Annotated in this window: 13 protein-coding genes; 10 read left to right on the plus strand and 3 right to left on the minus strand. The window is 65.4% G+C overall.

Features of this window, described 5'->3' with window-relative positions; all coding sequences use genetic code 11:
• Window positions 1-469 precede the first annotated feature (469 nt).
• The 10 genes from V4558_07145 (at window position 470) to V4558_07190 (ending at window position 13,127) form a co-directional block, all read left to right on the plus strand.
• Window positions 470-2,227 carry a DUF885 family protein gene (locus V4558_07145; protein ID MES2305265.1) on the plus strand — a complete coding sequence of 586 codons (1,758 nt, stop codon included), beginning with the start codon at window positions 470-472 and terminating at the stop codon, window positions 2,225-2,227.
• Between the two features lie 442 nt (window positions 2,228-2,669).
• Entirely contained in the window at window positions 2,670-3,053 is a 384-nt protein-coding gene (locus V4558_07150) for an Hsp20/alpha crystallin family protein (protein ID MES2305266.1), read from the plus strand.
• A 174-nt stretch (window positions 3,054-3,227) separates the two neighbouring features.
• Entirely contained in the window at window positions 3,228-5,993 is a 2,766-nt protein-coding gene (locus tag V4558_07155) for an alkaline phosphatase family protein (protein MES2305267.1), read from the plus strand.
• Between the two features lie 24 nt (window positions 5,994-6,017).
• The gene (locus V4558_07160; protein MES2305268.1) at window positions 6,018-7,130 is read left to right on the plus strand and encodes a 6-bladed beta-propeller; all 1,113 of its coding nucleotides are present in this window, start codon (window positions 6,018-6,020) and stop codon (window positions 7,128-7,130) included.
• Window positions 7,127-8,476: an alpha-L-fucosidase gene (locus V4558_07165; protein ID MES2305269.1), complete on the plus strand. Its 1,350-nt coding sequence runs from the start codon at window positions 7,127-7,129 to the stop codon at window positions 8,474-8,476. The genes V4558_07160 and V4558_07165 overlap by 4 nt, the downstream gene beginning before the upstream one ends.
• A 54-nt stretch (window positions 8,477-8,530) precedes the next feature.
• Window positions 8,531-9,604 (plus strand): hypothetical protein, encoded by a 1,074-nt coding sequence (locus V4558_07170; GenBank protein MES2305270.1) that lies wholly within the window; start codon window positions 8,531-8,533, stop codon window positions 9,602-9,604.
• Window positions 9,605-9,706: 102 nt separating this feature from the next.
• A complete protein-coding gene (gene dps / locus V4558_07175) occupies window positions 9,707-10,282 on the plus strand; it encodes a DNA starvation/stationary phase protection protein Dps (GenBank protein MES2305271.1) in 576 nt (191 codons plus the stop codon).
• A gap of 39 nt (window positions 10,283-10,321) precedes the next feature.
• Window positions 10,322-10,699 carry a hypothetical protein gene (locus V4558_07180; protein MES2305272.1) on the plus strand — a complete coding sequence of 126 codons (378 nt, stop codon included), beginning with the start codon at window positions 10,322-10,324 and terminating at the stop codon, window positions 10,697-10,699.
• Entirely contained in the window at window positions 10,700-11,299 is a 600-nt protein-coding gene (locus V4558_07185; GenBank protein MES2305273.1) for a plasmid pRiA4b ORF-3 family protein, read from the plus strand.
• A gap of 163 nt (window positions 11,300-11,462) precedes the next feature.
• A complete protein-coding gene (locus V4558_07190; GenBank protein ID MES2305274.1) occupies window positions 11,463-13,127 on the plus strand; it encodes an amidohydrolase in 1,665 nt (554 codons plus the stop codon).
• Window positions 13,128-13,140: 13 nt separating this feature from the next.
• On the opposite strand, the gene V4558_07195 is transcribed toward V4558_07190, so the two are convergent.
• The 3 genes from V4558_07195 to V4558_07205 are packed head-to-tail and all read right to left on the minus strand — an operon-like array spanning window position 13,141 to window position 16,324.
• The gene (locus V4558_07195) at window positions 13,141-14,355 is read right to left on the minus strand and encodes a hypothetical protein (GenBank protein ID MES2305275.1); all 1,215 of its coding nucleotides are present in this window, start codon (window positions 14,353-14,355) and stop codon (window positions 13,141-13,143) included.
• Window positions 14,355-15,011: a response regulator transcription factor gene (locus tag V4558_07200; GenBank protein MES2305276.1), complete on the minus strand. Its 657-nt coding sequence runs from the start codon at window positions 15,009-15,011 to the stop codon at window positions 14,355-14,357. Before V4558_07200 ends, V4558_07195 begins: the two co-directional genes overlap by 1 nt.
• Window positions 15,008-16,324 (minus strand): sensor histidine kinase, encoded by a 1,317-nt coding sequence (locus V4558_07205; protein ID MES2305277.1) that lies wholly within the window; start codon window positions 16,322-16,324, stop codon window positions 15,008-15,010. The genes V4558_07200 and V4558_07205 overlap by 4 nt, the downstream gene beginning before the upstream one ends.
• Window positions 16,325-16,345 lie beyond the last annotated feature (21 nt).

Consider the following 16,345-nt stretch of genomic DNA (forward strand, 5'->3'; position numbering starts at 1 on the left):
TTTGCTGCTCGGGCTCGGCACGGGAGGCCGCGGTCGTCGGATCAGGATCCGCGCGTCCGCGATTCGGTCGCGTCCGGCGGCGGGCGCTCCCGCCCGCTCGGCGGACGCTCCTGCGAATCGCCCGCCGGCGCATGGTGCGCCGGCCAAGGACGCGCTCCCTACTGATTCTCCTCCCGCGGCCCCCCGCGCCGAACGCCCACCGACTCAATGCCGTCTAGCACTTCCTCGAAAGGATTCGCGGGCGTTGAGTCGTGGGTGCCTCGGAGCGGCCTTTACAGCCGTCGCTCACGATGGCTGGTATCGCTAGCGCGATCGCGGGCGGCTGTAACAGACGCGGAGAGGCAGCCCACGAGCAACGCTAGCGAATCCGTGGCTCGTGAGGCGCGCGCGGAGAGGGAGCCGACGGCGTAACGCCCTGCGCAGCGAGACCCGCGCTACCTTTGCTGCACTCTTTTTCGGGAGCCCGCCCGTGGTTCGTCGCCTCGCGCCATTCGCCTGCCTCTGCCTCCTCGCGATGCCGCTCGCCGCCCAGTCGCGCGATGCCAGCGTTCCCGACCTGGTTGCACTGATGGCACAGCCCAAGAGCGAGATCGCCCAGGTGCTCGACCGCTGGCAGAGTGACCGCGGCGCGCTGAGCCGGCGCTACACGACCGAATATTCCACGGTGAGGCGTGAGCGGTTCCGGAGCTTCAACACCACCTGGCGCGCCCAACTCAAGGCGCTGCCCTTCGAGAAGCTGTCGCGACCCGCGCAGGTGGACTACCTGCTGCTCGACAACAAGCTCCGTTACGAACTCGGCCTCCTCGACCGCGAGGCAAAGCTGGCCGGTGAGATGACGGCACTGTTGCCCTTCGCGGACACCCTCGCGGCACTGCTCGAGGCACGCCGGACCCTGCAGCGCCCCGATCCGGCCACTACGGCGCGAACCATCGCATGGATGACGAGCCAGATCGACAAGACGAGCAAGGGCCTCGGCAACACCGATGGCGTGCCGACCGGCGTCAAGGCGACGAAGATCGTGGCCTACCGCGCCGCCGATGCGATCGCCGGATACAAGCGGCAGTTCGCGGCCTGGCTCCGCTTCTATCAGGGCTATGACGCGCAGATCACCTGGTGGATCGCCGATCCCGCGAAGAAGTTCGACGCGGCGCTCGACAGCTATCGCAAGGCACTGCGTGAGAAGGTTGTGGGCGCCAGGGAAGGACAGGATGAACCGATCGTCGGCGACCCGATCGGCGCCGACGGACTCGCGGTGGACCTCGCGGGCGAGATGATTCCCTACACTCCGGCCGAACTGATCGCCATCGCCGAAAAGGAGTATGCCTTTCTCGAAACCGAGGCGAAGCGCGCCGCGCGAGAGATGGGTTTTGGTGATGACTGGAAGGCCGCACTCGAGAAGGTGAAGACCGAGTATCCACCCGTCGGCGAGCAGGTCACTGCCGTGCGTGACATGGCCTGGGAGGCCACCCGATACGTCGAAGAGCACAACCTCGTCACCGTACCGGCGCTCGCCAAGGAAGTCTGGCGGATGGAGATGATGACGCCGGAGGCGCAGAAAACCAATCCGTTCTTCCTCGGCGGCGAAGTGATCCAGGTCTCATCACCGACTGATGCGATGAGTGAAGAGGAGAAGGTGCAGGCGCTGCGCGCGAACAATGCGCCGATGTCCCGCGCCACCGTGCAGCACGAGCTGATCCCCGGACATCACCTGCAAGGGTTCATGGCCGATCGCAACAACACCCAGCGCGGCATCTTCGACACTCCATTCTATGTGGAAGGGTGGTCGCTCTGGTGGGAACTCCATCTCTGGGACCTCGGCTTCCACTCCACCCCCGACCAGCGCATGGGGGCACTCTTCTGGCGGATGCATCGCGCGGCGCGGATCATCTTTTCCCTCAAGTTCCACCTCGGCGAGTGGACGCCGCAGCAGTGCATCGACTTCCTCGTCGACAAGGTGGGCCACGAGCGCGCCTCAGCCACTGGCGAGGTGCGACGCTCCTTCAACGGCAACTATTCGCCGCTTTACCAGGCGGGCTACCTGCTTGGCGGGATGCAGCTGCGGTCGCTCTATGGCGATGTGGTGAAGGGGAAGAAGATGACCGAACGGCAGTTCCACGACGCGGTTCTCGCGACCGGACCGATGCCGATCGAGATGGTGCGCGCACTGCTGAAGCCCGAGGTCCCGCTCAAGCGCGACTACGTGGCGAACTGGCGCTTTTCGGACTAGCGCGATCTCCCCGGCGAGTGGTGATGCCGCGCTCGCGCGGCACCGATCCTCGAGACGCCGGACGCCCCGAGCAACACCGCTGACTCCGTCCGGATTCGCCGGCGTTGCTCGTGGGCTGCCTCTCCGCAGCCCAACGGAGTCCCGACGGCGGTTCGAGCTGGCGACATTAGAGCTGGTGCGCGGCGCCTCCGAGTCTGCTACGAGGCACCCACGACTCAACGCCTGCGAATCCCCTTCTCCAGTCTCTAGTCTCTAGTCTCTAGTCTCTGCTCTGTCGATCTGACACCGCCTCTGTCGCAATGACTGGCCGGCGTCGATGCAATCTGCCGACGTTGGCAGGCCCAGGCTGGCACGCCCGATGCCCCTCTCCTGGTCGTCGGCGGGGAACAGCTTCCGCCGCACTGTCCCAACCAGCGCCCCGCAAGGGGAGGAGCTTGCAGCCATGATGTCCCGCCATCAGATGCCCCGTTTTGCCGGCCGTAACGGCTTCGCCCTTGAGCCGTCGATTGATCGTTTCATCGCCCGCGCCTTCGATGTGCCGGTGTGGAGTGGCGGTGCCGACGTGCAGGAACTCGCCGATCAGGCAGTGATCACTCTCGATGTGCCTGGTGTGAAGCCGGAGCAGCTCAAGGTCTCGGCCGAGAATCGGACGATCACCGTGAACGTCGAGCGCGAAGGGCGCGGCAACTTCACTCGCCAGTACACCATCGGCAGCAAGTACGATCTTGCCGGCCTGAATGCGAAGCTCGAGCTGGGCGTGCTCACGCTGACGCTCCCGGTTGCCACTGAGGCGATGTCGCGGGAAGTGCCTGTTACCGTCGCGTAGCGACCAAGTACTGGAGACTAGAGACTAGAGGCTAGAGACTAGAGACGGCAGTCCGGGCAGTCGGTCCGCAATAGAGCTTCCGGATGACCCCCTCTAGTCTCTAGTCTCTAGTCTCTAGTCTCTAGTCTCCTCTCAGGGGCTGGCGTTCCGCCTCGTCCGGTAGCATCCTCACGGATGCCCAAGACCCCCGCCGCCCTTGTTGCCGCACTACTCCTGCTCACCAGCTGTTCGCCTTCGTCCGCTCCCGCGAACCACCCTGTTCCCGTCGCGCGAGATCAAGCCCTGGTGCTGATCTCGCTCGACGGCTTTCGCGCGGATTACCTCGACCGACCGGTCGCGAGGAATCTCCAGGCACTGGCGCGCGGAGGCGTGCGCGCGGAGTGGATGACGCCGTCGTTCCCGAGCAAGACCTTCCCGAATCACTACTCCATCGTCACCGGCCTCTATCCGGAGCACCACGGCATCGTTGCGAACAACATCCGCGATCCGTTGCTTGGCTCATTCACCATGGCCGATTCGATGGCCGTGCGCGACGGTCGCTGGTGGGGTGGCGAGCCGATCTGGGTCACGGCCGAGAAGCAGGGGAAGCGTGCGGCCAATTTCTTCTGGCCCGGTTCCGAAGCCGAGATTGGTGGCGTTCGCGCGACGATCTACAAGCGCTTCGAGGACACCTTTCCGAATGCGGCCCGTGTCGATTCGGTGCTGACCTGGCTGTCGCGGCCCAAGGGGCAGGCGCCATCGCTGGTGACGCTCTACTTCAGTGATGTCGACCACGCCGGGCACACCTTCGGCCCCGGCGCACCGGAGACTGACGCCGCGATCGCCCGGGTGGACTCGATGATCGGCCGCCTGATGACCGGTCTCGCGGCGCGTGGCCAGCTCGACCGCGTCAACGTGATCGTGGTGGCGGACCACGGCATGCAGTCGACGCCGAAGAACCAGCTCATCGCGCTCGACGACTACATCTCGCTCGATGACGTCGACGTGATCGACTGGACTCCGGTGGGCGCGATTGCGCCGAAGCCCGGCAAGCTTGAAGCAGTGTACGCGAAGCTGAAGGGAGCGAACCCGCACCTGCAGGTCTACCGCAAGGGAGAAGTCCCGGCACGATTCCACTTCAATGACAACCCGCGAATCACGCCGCTGGTGCTGATTGCCGATGAGGGGTGGAGTATCACGCGTCGCGGAAAGGTCGACGCCTGGTCGGCCGCGAGTGCGTCGCACGGCTGGGACAACACCCTCCCGTCAATGCGAGCCCTCTTCGTGGCAGCCGGGCCGGCCTTCCGGCGCGGCTATGTGGCCCACTCCTTCCAGAACATCCACGTCTACGCCCTGATGTGCGCCATCCTCGGCCTGAAGCCAGCCGCAAACGACGGCTCGCTCGACTCGACCCGCGCGATGTTGCGCTCGGAGACGGGCGACGCGGCCGAGGCGAGCGCCGCGCGGATGATGCATCAGATCGAGATCCTCGCCTCGGATTCGTTCGAGGGTCGCGGCCCCGGCACTCGCGGCGACACGCTCACCGTGCGCCACATCAGTGAGGAGTTTCGCAAACTCGGCCTCCGGCCGATGGGGGCGAACGGCTCGTTTCTGCAGCCGGTAGAGATGGTGCGGATCAAGGGGGGCGGCACCTTCGCGCTGCAACGTGACGGGGTGATGCTGGACTCGGGAAACCAGGTGGTGCTGGCTCCAGGCGTTGACAGCGCTCGCAGTGTCAGCGGGGAGATGGTTTTCGTCGGTTACGGCATCGCGACGCTGGATCATCGCTGGGACGATTACAAGAATGTTGACGTGCGCGGCAAGATCGTCGTCCAGCTCGCAGGCCTGCCGAGTGGTCCGGAGTGGGATGCGTTGTCGGTCAACATCCCGACGAGCCTGAAGGCGGAAGCGGCGATGGATCGCGGCGCGGCAGGAATCGTCGTGGTGACTTCGGACCTCGCGGTACGCGCCAATCAGTCGGCCCGCCCGGTTACCGGACTCGCGCGTGATGCAGCTGCGCCGCCGGTGGCGACAACCCTGCTGGTGGGCCCCGAAGCGGGAGCACGCCTGCTCTCGCCGGCTGGCGCCCTTGAGGCGCTCCGTGCGACGGCTCGAAGCAAGTCGTTCTCTCCGGTCGCCGTTCCGGGTCGTCTCTCGATTCACTACGCGCCAACTGTAATGCGCTTCACCACGCACAACGTTGTGGCGCTGGTGGCGGGCACCGACCCGGCCGCCCGAGACGAGTACGTCATCGTCTCGGCGCATCACGATCATCTCGGCCGTGACACCACGCTCAAGGGTGATCAGATCTTCAACGGTGCGCTCGACAATGCCGGCGGCATTGCGCAGTTGCTCGAGATGGCGCGTGCGGCGGCCGCCAGCCCGGCTCGGCGCTCGGTGCTCTTCGTGGCAACGGCCGTCGAAGAACTCGGGCTCCTCGGTGCCGAATGGTATGTGCGCCATCCGGCGGTGCCGCTGGCGAAGACGGCCGGCGTCATTAACCTCGATTTCATGACGCCCTGGGGACGGACTCGCGATGTGATCTCGATCGGCGACGGGATGAGTACGCTCGATACCCTGGTCCGCAACGCGGCGGCGGCGCAGGGGCGGGTGATGACGCGCGACCCGTATCCGGAACAGAATTTCTATGTGCGCTCCGATCATTATGCCTTCGCGAAGGCCGGCATCCCCGGGCTCTTCGTGGGTTCGGGGATGGACTATGTCGGCAGGCCCGCAGGGTGGGGAAAGCAGCGCAGCGACGCCTACCTCGCGCGCGAGTATCACCGCGTGAACGATGATGTGCGCGCCGACTGGGACCTCAGTGGCGCGGTGGAAGATGCCGCGATGCTCTCCGACGTGGTGCGTCGGCTCGCCAATGACAGCGCCTGGCCCAGCTGGACATCACGCCCCGCCACCGCCAACTATCAGCGTGCCCTGAAGCGCCTCCGCGGTACTCTGTAGCTCTCCTCTCCCCCGAGGCAGCACATGCGTCATCTGTGGCTCCCACTGGTAGTCATCGCGGTTCCGGTTGCAGCGCAAACCCCGGCGAAATGGCGGCTGGTGCCGGAAGTGACGTACGGTGCTGCCGATGAGTCGGCTGGGGAGCTCTCGGATGTGCGGGGGATCGAGGTCGCCAAGAACGGCAATGTGCTGGTGCTCGACTACAAGGCGCAGGCGGTGAAGCTGTTTGCACCCGATGGCAAGTTCATCAGGAACATTGGCCGGGGCGGCGGCGGACCAGCGGAGTACGAGACCCCTAATGGTTTTACGCGCGCCCCCGACGGTACCATCTGGATCAACGACCCGGGAAACAACCGCGTGACTATTCTTCGCGAAGATGGCACGCTGGTCAAGACAATGCCGCGCGACGTCCATACCTACGGTTTCATCTGGGATGGCAAGTTCGATCGTCAGGGTCGGCTGATGCAGGGCGTCTCCGCCCCCCCGCCGCGAGGTTATCGCCTTCAGCGAACGAACTACCTGACGGGGCAGGCCGACAGCCTGGTCCCTCGCGGATGTGTGCCGCCCGAGGTGGTCGCAGACACGAGGCCTTCCTCGTACAGCTTCCGCAGCAAAACTGGCGGAGGGACCACCATGGGGATCCCGTTCACGCCGGACATGATGAAGGTGGTCCATCCGGCAGGATACATCTGGTGCGCCTACGGATCGACCTACACGGTATACCGGATTGGACTGGAGAAGGGCGATACCCTTGGAGTCATTCGCGGAGAGGCGCCGGCGCTTCCGATCCCAGCCAGTGTACGCGATGCGGCCATCGCCAACATCAAGGAGATCGCCTCGAAGTACGGCGAGCCGAATTACTCGCCGGCCGGGATACCCACCAGCTATCCGCGCCTCCACGAACTGCAGATCGACGATCGCGACAGGATCTGGGTTGGCCTCACTCCCGTTGGCACACCGGAAGCGCGATACGATGTCTACAGCGCCGATGGAAAGCTGGTGGCGAAGGCTTCGATTCCCTCGAGGCTCAAGGGGTATCTCTCCTTTGTGTTCCGTGGCGACAAGCTCTATGCGCTCGCCCAGGATGCCGATGATGTGCCATTGGTCATGCGCTTTCGCATCGAGGTCGTGAAATGACACCACTCTCCCGCCGCACCTTCGTCGCCACGGCCGGCCTCGCCGTGCCGGCGCTGCAGCGCATTCGCCCCGCGATCGCGGTTGCCGGTAGCGACGACCGGATGGCCTGGTGGCGCGAGGCACGCTTCGGGCTCTTTCTGCACTGGGGCCTCTATTCGATTCTCGCCGGAAAGTGGAAGGACGACGGGCGGTGGGCCGAATGGATCCGCAACAATGCCCAGATTCCGGTCAAGGAATACGACGAACTCCTGAAGCAGTGGAACCCCACCGCGTTCGATCCCGACGAATGGGCCTCGCTCGCCAAGCGCGCGGGAATGAAATACGCCGTGCTCACCACCAAGCATCACGACGGCTTCTGCCTCTGGGACTCCCCGCTCGGCGATTTCGATGTGATGGCGACGCCGAGCCAGCGGGATATCTGTCGCGATCTGGCGAAGGCGCTCCGCAAGCGAGACATCCGGGTGGGATGGTATCACTCGATCATGGACTGGCATCACCACGATTACCTGCCGCGCCGCGACTGGGAACTCGCCACGCGGCCGGTGGGTGATGCGCGTTTTGACCGCTACGTGACCTACCTGCACACCCAGGTCGACGAACTGCTCAGCAACTATGGCCCGATCGACATCCTCTGGTTCGATGGCCAGTGGGAAGCGACCTGGACTCACAAGCTCGCCCTCGCGCTCGAGGCGCAGATCCGCGAGAAGGCGCCGAAGCTCCTGATCAACAACCGGATTGACGGCAGCGGCGCGCCGAAGGGGAGTGAACTCGGCGACTTCGGCACCCCGGAGCAAAAGATTCCGGCGACCGGCATCCCTGGCGAAGACTGGGAATCGTGCATCACGATGAACGACAACTGGGGCTACAAGGCGAGCGACCAGAACTGGAAGACGCCGCGCAAGCTCGTCGAGATCCTGGTGGAGACCGCGTCGAAGGGCGGCAATCTGCTGCTGAATGTTGGCCCGATGGGTGATGGCCGTTTTCCACCGGAGGCCGTCACCCGGATGGAGGCGATCGGCGCCTGGATGCGAGTCCACGGCAAGGCGATCTACGGCACCACGGCGTCACGCTTCGCCGACCCGAAGGGATTTCTCTCGACCACCGCCGGCGAGCGGCAGCTGCACCTCTTCGTGCTCGACTGGAAGCCGGGGCCGCTGGCGTTGCCGGGGTTGCAGAGCCGTCCGGAGAAGGCGCTCCTTCTCGGCGCGAAGGACATTCCCTTGCCGGTAGCGGTCGCCAACGGAGTGATGTCGGTGATGCTCCCCGAGGTCGCGCCCGATTCGCTGCTGCCGGTGATCACGCTTCGGTTCGAGGAGCCGATCCGGTTCGAGGCGGCGGCGAAGTAAGCTTTGCTCCGCGCGGCGCGTTCTGTGGGGTCCCCCGCTCAGTCGAGGTCATTGATGAAGGGTCGCACCCTGATTGCCGTGCTGATCGTGGCTGCCGTTCCCATGTCAGTGCATGGGCAGGCCCCTCCTCGTTGGCCAGTGATGGCCACGCCGGTGACCAGTATTGGTGACGCCAGCGATGACGAGCGGCAAGAGCTCCTTCGCGTAGGTGGCGCGAGACGCCTTTCCGATGGTCGAGTGCTGGTTTCCAATGGCAAACCGCACGAACTGCGGGTCTACAACGCTCAGGGGAAGTTTCTCTCCCGGATCGGACGGAGCGGCGGTGGACCGGGTGAGTTCCAGGGGCGCATCGACATCCTCTCGGTGCGGGGCGACACGGTGGTGCTCTTCGATCAGGGCAGCATGCGCTGGTCCGAATTTCTGGTCAGTGGCAAGCTGCTGCAGGAATCGAAGGCCGGGCCGGGCACGGCGCCGGCACAGGTCGCCCTCTATCGCCGGACGCTGGTTCGCGACCTGCCGAATGCCCTCAATCACTGCGCGGTCGAGCTGCTCGATGCGCTTGTGGCCGTGCCGCCGCCAGCATTGCGAGAAGCCTTGCCCGATGGCGCAGGTCGATTCTGGGTGCGGCTCGATACCTCGCCGGTCTGGTCCGTCTACTCGCCCGCCGGGCGGCCGGTGGCATCCGTTCAGCTTCCTGCGGGCCTGGAACTCTTTCAGGTCACCGACGGCTTTGTCGTTGGCCGCCTCAAGGACCGCGACGATGTCGAGCGCGTTGTGGTCCTTCGGGTGAACTCGCCCCGCGCCGTTGGCAGCAGGGCGCGGTGCGAGGGAGTGAAGGACACGCTCCCCGCTGCCACCGGGCCCCGACTCGCCGAGCTCAAGGGCGTGATGCGAAGCGCGATGACGGCTGCTGAGATGGCCTACTCCGACGTCGGCCACTACGTCTCGACTGCCGATTCGCTGCAGCTGAAGCTTCCAGCCGATGTCAGATTCAGGATTCTCCGGTCGACCGCGGCGGGGTGGGCGGCCGTCGTTTTCGACCTTCGCTCGACGCTGGCATGCACCTTTGGTATTGGTGACGCGGCCCCGCTGGGCTGGCCGGAAGGGATGCTGCGCTGCGGCCCCTGACCCCGCGCGTCACGGAACCGGCAATCTGACCGGTGGGGTGTGCAAAGAACGGGCGCTCGCCCGTCCCGTCAGCCACACTCACCCCAGGTTGCGGAGTACCCGATGGCTACCAATCGCAAGAAAGTTCCTGCCGGCAAGAAGGCCCCGGCCCGGCGTACCGCGTCCGCCGAAGCGGCGACGCCACTGCTCTATCCCACCAAGAACGACCTGCCGTCGGCCACGCGCTCGGAGGTCGTCGCCCTCCTCAACCAGCGTCTCGCCGAATGCATCGAGTTGCAGACGCAATGCAAGCAGGCCCACTGGAATGTGAAGGGGCGCGACTTCATCGCCCTGCACAAGCTCTTCGATGAGATCAACGAGTCAGTTGAGGAATACATCGACGAAATCGCCGAACGGATCGTGCAGCTCGGCGGGATCGCCGAAGGCACGGTGCGGATCGTGGCCGCGCGTTCGGACCTGATTGATTACCCGTTGGTACTCACCTCCGGGGACGAGCACGCCGCGGCGCTTTCCGATTCGCTTTCGTCGTTCGCTCGCTCGACGCGCATGGGGATCGAGGAGATGGACGACCTCCACGACGCCGTGAGCCAGGACATGCTCACCGAGATTACCCGCGGGACCGACCAATGGCTCTGGTTCGTGGAATCACACCTCGTGGACCGCGGCCCCAAGGGGTGATACCTTAGGGAGTCTGCCGCCTCGACCCGGGAGTGTGCCATGCGTGTCGCCGCGCTTCTCCTCGCTGCTCTTGTCGCACCGCTCCCACTGCTCGCGCAGTATCCGGAGCCAGGGACCTATTCGGCGGGCGCTACGCCCGCCGGATCGTCCCAGATCATTCCGCTCAAACTCATCGTGGAAAAGCGGGGCGACTCGACCCTGGTGCATATGTCGCAGCCCGGCGACAAGGGCGACAACCAGCTGCCAATGGTCGATCAGCGTGCCTACAAGTCCGGGTTCGAGATCGTCCTCGGCGTCGTCGATGGCGGGCTCGCCTGCCGGTTTGCTCCCCCCAACAAGGACGGACGATGGGAGGCGAACTGCGAGGACCCGGACCATACCGCGCTCTACCAGTTCTTTTTCAAGAAGGGCTCCTGAGTGGGCGCGCCGGCGCGGCACCGGATTCGATTCGGTGATGGCGATGTGCTGCAATTCCGGATCGAACTCGATGGCATCCTGCCCGTCGTCTGGCGACGGGTGGCTGTCTCGGGTCGCGCTTCGCTGCAGGAGCTGCACGGGGTAATCCAGCGGGCGATGGGGCGCGCGGCCGACGGCGCCTATGCCTTCGACGTCGACGGCGTCCGGTATCACGATCCGATGGACGATCCGCAGCCCGGACACGAAGCCGACGAGATCTCGCTCGAAATGCTCGAGCTGCACCCTGGCGCGGTCGCCTTTCACATCGCCGAACATCACGGCGAACCGTGGCACGACCGGATCATTCTCGAACTGGTCTCCCCGCGGATGGTCGGGCAGCGCCTGCCGACCTGCCTCGCCGGCGGACGTGCCGCTCCACCAGATGATTGCGATGGCGCCACCGAGTATCGCGAGATGCTCGCCTCGCTCGCCGAGCCGCTCGACCCGAGATCGGCCGAGCTGCGCTCCTGGCTGCCCGAGGAATTCGATCCGGAGTACGTCGACCTGATTGCCATCAACGCGTCGCTCGCGAGGACGCCGAAACACCGCCCTGCTGCGTGAAGCGCAGAGACTTGAGATGAGAGACTAGCGACTAGAGACTAGAGACTAGAGACTAGAGACTAGAGACTAGAGGGTGTGTTGCCGGTATATTTTTCCACTTGGCTGCGACACCACTGTTCTCTAGTCTCTAGTCTCTCATCTCTAGTCTCTCTGCAGGTACCCCATGCTGCGACGCTCCTTGCTCCTCCTCCTCCCGCTGCCGCTCGCCGCCCAAGCCGCCGATCTGGTGCTGCGGAACACCACCGTCTACACCGTGGATGTCGCGCGACCGATGGCACAGGCCGTCGCGGTCAAGGACGGCAAGATCGTCTTCGTCGGAACCGATGCGGCGGTGGCACGGTTTGTCGGGCCCGCCACGAGGACACTCGATCTCAAGGGTCGCTTTGTGTATCCCGGGCTGGTGGATGCGCACGCGCACTTCACCGGCATCGGTCAGCGCGAGATGACGCTGAATCTCGAGGGGACCAGCACCAAGAGCGCCTTCCTCGACAAGGTCGAAGCCGCGGTGAAGCGCGCCAGGCCAGGCGAGTGGGTCACCGGTCGCGGCTGGATCGAGACATTCTGGACGCCGCCGGTCTTCCCGACTCGCCACGACCTCGACCAGATCGCGCCGAACAATCCGGTGGTGCTGACGCGCGCTGACGGGCACGCCTCGATTGCGAACAGCGCGGCACTGAAGATTGCCGGGATCGGCGCGACCAGCACCGCGCCGGCAGGTGGTGCCATCAATCTCGATGGCGATGGCCAGCCCACGGGAATGCTGATCGATGCAGCGCAGGGAATGGTCCGACGCTTCGTGCCGGCCACCACCGAGAACGACCTCGAACGCGCCCTCGAACTCGCCTCGGAGCGCGAGACCTCGCTCGGCTGGACGCAGGTGCAGGACGCCCACGGCACCTGGGCCGAAGTCGAGCGGATGCGGAAGCTCTATCGTGAGGGGCGCATCAAGGTCCGGATCTACAAGGCGATCAGCGGACCGAGCCCCGACGCCGAGAAGCTCATCGCGCAGGGTCCCGGCAAGCCCGAGTTTGCGGACCACCTCACCGTCCGCGACATCAAGGTGGTGATGGACGGCGCCCTCGGCTCGCGCGGCGCCGCGATGCTGGCACCCTACAGCGACGATCCGCACACCAGCGGCCTGATCACCACCGACACCGTGGCGGTGAAGGGAATGCTCGCACGTGCATTGCGCGCCGGGATCCAGGTCGAGACCCACGCGATCGGTGATCGCGGCAATCACATCACGCTCGATCTCTACGCCGGGGCCCTCGCTGCGGTGCCAGCAGCGCAGCGGCTGGTGAAGGAGCCGCGCTGGCGCATCGAGCACTCCCAGATCGTGACTCCCGCCGACCTGCCGCGCTTCAAGCAGCTCGGCCTCATCGCCTCAATGCAGCCCTCGCACGCGATCGGCGACCTCTTCTTCGTGCCGAGCCGGATCGGGATGGAGCGGATCAAGGGGGCGTATGCCTGGGAGACCTTCTTCAAGATGGGAGTGCCGGTTGCGGGTGGTTCCGATGCGCCGGTCGAACGCGGTGAGCCGATGATCGAGTTCTACGCGGCAGTGTCGCGCAAGTCACTCGATGGCAAGTCGGGGCCAGGGTGGCATCCCGAGGAGAAGGTCACCCGGGCACAGGCGCTCAAGATGTTCACCTGGTTCCCCGCGTTCGCGGCGTTCGAAGAGGATCGTCACGGATCGATCGTGGTGGGGAAGGCGGCCGACTTCACCGTGCTCGATCATGACATCATGACGATCCCCGAAGCGCAGATCCTCACCACGAAGAACGTGATGACGATCATCGCGGGCGAAATCGTCTACGGCGGCAAGTAGGCGCGTCGCGCGCCTACTTCATGGCAGGGAGGGTGTAGCGCCGCAGGTACTGCAGGTCATCCTCATCCATCCGCATCGTATAGATCGTGCCGCGACCCCAGCCCACGAGTGACTCGCCCGACGCGAGTTGCACGTGGGCGAGGAGCGCTCCGGCGCCGCTGAGTACGTCGAAGCGCTGGGTACGCGATCCGGTCGGACTGGAGAGCGAGACCCAAAGCAGGCCGTCGGGCGAACTGGTAATACCAGTATATGCCGCCTTCGCCGTGGCCCATTTCGCCGGCTCCAGCACGACCGCCTCGAACTTCGGCGGTGCCTTGCCGCTTGCTCCTGCGGCTGCGCTGAATGCCTTTCGTGACGCCGTCATCATTCGGTCCGTCGCGGCTCGCATCGAATCGACGATGGCCTTCCGTTCGGTGGCGGTGATCGGCACGGCGACATACGGAATCACCGGCCCTAGTACCTCCTTCCCGCCATCAGCCACCAAATGCACCCGGTACACGCCGTCACGCAACACGGCGACCCGCCCATCGGGGAGCACCGTCCAGGCATCCATGGCCTGACCATCTGGCGCGGTCATCGTGAGCTTCATCCCGGCACCGTCCGGCTCGATCTTCGGCTTCATCTGTGACGTGACGTTGCGAATGCGCGTGAGCGTGGCGGTCTTGCCGGTTTTTCGGTCAAGGCGCTGGATCTCGACCGTATCGGCGATGTTCGGCATCGCGCGGTTCGCCCCGCCTGTCGCCATCGAGAATCCGGTGGTGGCACCATAAACGCGGCCACGCGAATCCATCGCCGTGGGCATTATGCCCGAAAGATTCGCTCCGGTCTCCGCGCTGCCGAAGCGTGCCGTTCCGAGCGGGGTCGCGGTGGACGACAGCAGCAGGAAGCGCCCCTGCATCATGTCGAGATAGAGCAGCGTGTCGGCCACGCTCCCGAGCAGGATGCCGGGCGACCGGTATTCGAGCGGGCCAGCGCCCTGTCGCGACACCTTGGCAGAGCTCTTCCGGGTCAGGTCTACAACGAGCAGATCGCCTTCGCCGCTGTCGAGCAGCAAGACGCGGCCATCGCGCAGCTCGATGACCTGGGAAACCTTCGAGAAGCTTTCCTGATACTCCACGGCACCCTTGTCGAGCACGAGCGTAGGCCGGGTCTGGGCGGGGAGGGCGGCGATCGCGGTTGCACTGGCGGCGGCAGCGAGGGCGAACGAGTGAATGGCACGTGACCGCATCAGCTGCGCTCCCCGTGCAACCCTTCTTCCATGGCCAGCTTGGTGAGCCCGGCCACGGTGCGGATGCCGAGCTTGTCCATCAGCGACTCGCGATGGGTCTCCACGGTGCGGTGGGAGATGCCAAGCTGCGAGGCGATCTGCTTGTTGGTGTCGCCACGCGTGATGCCGACAAGCACATCGCGTTCGCGCGGAGTGAGCAGCGTGAGCGGTGAAGGCGGCGCCGAATCGGCGCGCATCGCCGCCGTGAGCCGGGCCGCGACCGCCGGAGGGAAGTAGCTCTCACCCCCGAACACGGTGCGCACGGCGCGGCGGAGTTCGGCCGGCGCAGAGTCCTTGAGCAAATAGCCGCGCGCGCCGGCCTTCACGCTCTCGAGCACATACTCCGGCTGATCATACATCGAGAGCATCAGCACCCGGGTGCTGCTGTTGCGACGGTGAAGTTCGGCAGCCACCGAGAGCCCGGTACGTCCCGGCATCGCCACATCCATCACCAGCACATCGACCGTCGTGTTGGCGACCAGGGTCAGCGCCTCTTCGGCGTTCTTTCCCTCGCCGACAACGGTCACGCCCGGCTCGCCTTCGAGTACGCGGCGAATTCCTTCGCGCACCACGGCATGATCATCGACGACGGCAACCCGGATCACCTGGGTGTTCATGTTGACTGCTCCTGAAATTCGACTGGCAGGGTCACCACGACATGCACGCCATTCGTGGATTCGACCCGCACGGTACCACCGAGGCCGACCATCCGCTCGCGCATCCCCGCGAGCCCCAGATGTCCCTCACGCTCGAAGGTGGCGAGATCGCGGCCGGGAGGGAAGCCGCGACCATCGTCCTTCACCGAGAGCGTCACCATCGTGCGGTCCGCACGAATACGGAGGGTGACGCGCGTTGCGCCCGAGTGTCGGACCGTGTTGGCGAGCGCTTCCTGTGCCGCGCGGAAGAGCGCGAGTTCCGCATCGTGCGTCAACAACGGCGCCTCTTCGGGGAGGTCGGTCTCGACCTGGAGCGGCCCGCGTTCGCGTACATCCTCGGCCAGTGACCGGATCGCCGGCAGCAGGCCGAGGTCGTCGAGCAGGGCAGGGCGGAGATCGTTCATCACACGGCGGATCCCGCGGATGCCGTTGTCGACGAGGTGAAGGATCTGGTCGAGTCGTTCGTGGGCGACTTCACCGCCGCTCTCGCGCAGCATGCCGACCTCGAGCTTCACGGCCGAGAGGGTCTGCGCTGTCTCGTCGTGGAGGTCGCGCGAGAGCCGTCGCCGTTCGGCCTCGTGCTGCCGGACCATCAGGCCGGAGAGTCGGGCGAGATCGTCAGTGCGCCCCGCAAGCCTGGCGGCAAAATCGGAGAGCACCATCAGTCCGAAACCCACACCGACGGAGAGCTCGAAGAGGATGTCGAGGTAGTAGCCCCACGGCGTCCACGCCCCGCGCGCGCGGAGGAAGGGGTAGTCGAGGTGGTGGAGTCCCCAGAGGAGAAAGGCGAGCGCGACGAACTTTGCGCCACCCGAGTTTGCCGTTCGCCCGTAGCGCCAGAAGACCCACGACGTCCAGAGCGTCGCCCCCGAGATGAGCGCCACCATCGGAATCGCGACCACCATGAACTGATCGAGCGAATTGACGGCGAGCCACGCACCGACCAGCGGCACCAGTGCGAACCCGGCGTAGCGATTCCGCCACGGCGTGCCCCGCGAGAAGACCAGTGCGGCCCAGAGAATCGTGAGTGCCACCCAGCCAGTGATGACCTGGTGCCAGAAGAGCCAGGTGAGATTCCCCGTGGCGAGGAACGCCATGATGGCGCCGAGGCGGATGAGGTAGAACCCCCACGCGGCGACCCACCACGCGAGCCATCGTTCGCGCACGCGGCGATAGAGGACCAGCGCGAAGGCGGCAAGACCGGCAGTGATCGTGGCCTGGAAGATCACGTCGGCGAGTTCGGAGCCGACGGCGAGCGGCATGGCTTCCTGCATCAGGGAAACGTGCCGGGGTGG

It is taken from the genome of Gemmatimonadota bacterium, assembly GCA_040388535.1.
GTDB lineage: Bacteria > Gemmatimonadota > Gemmatimonadetes > Gemmatimonadales > GWC2-71-9 > Palsa-1233.

Bases quoted from the DNA above. Each gene is read 5' to 3' on its own strand.
- V4558_07150 (MES2305266.1), top strand. From the start codon at position 2,670: ATGATGTCCCGCCATCAGATGCCCCGTTTTGCCGGCCGTAACGGCTTC.
- V4558_07155 (MES2305267.1), top strand. From the start codon at position 3,228: ATGCCCAAGACCCCCGCCGCCCTTGTTGCCGCACTACTCCTGCTCACC.
- V4558_07160 (MES2305268.1), top strand. From the start codon at position 6,018: ATGCGTCATCTGTGGCTCCCACTGGTAGTCATCGCGGTTCCGGTTGCA.
- V4558_07165 (MES2305269.1), top strand. From the start codon at position 7,127: ATGACACCACTCTCCCGCCGCACCTTCGTCGCCACGGCCGGCCTCGCC.
- V4558_07170 (MES2305270.1), top strand. From the start codon at position 8,531: ATGAAGGGTCGCACCCTGATTGCCGTGCTGATCGTGGCTGCCGTTCCC.
- dps (MES2305271.1), top strand. From the start codon at position 9,707: ATGGCTACCAATCGCAAGAAAGTTCCTGCCGGCAAGAAGGCCCCGGCC.
- V4558_07180 (MES2305272.1), top strand. From the start codon at position 10,322: ATGCGTGTCGCCGCGCTTCTCCTCGCTGCTCTTGTCGCACCGCTCCCA.
- V4558_07190 (MES2305274.1), top strand. From the start codon at position 11,463: ATGCTGCGACGCTCCTTGCTCCTCCTCCTCCCGCTGCCGCTCGCCGCC.
- V4558_07195 (MES2305275.1), bottom strand. From the start codon at position 14,355: ATGCGGTCACGTGCCATTCACTCGTTCGCCCTCGCTGCCGCCGCCAGT.
- V4558_07200 (MES2305276.1), bottom strand. From the start codon at position 15,011: ATGAACACCCAGGTGATCCGGGTTGCCGTCGTCGATGATCATGCCGTG.
- V4558_07205 (MES2305277.1), bottom strand. From the start codon at position 16,324: ATGCAGGAAGCCATGCCGCTCGCCGTCGGCTCCGAACTCGCCGACGTG.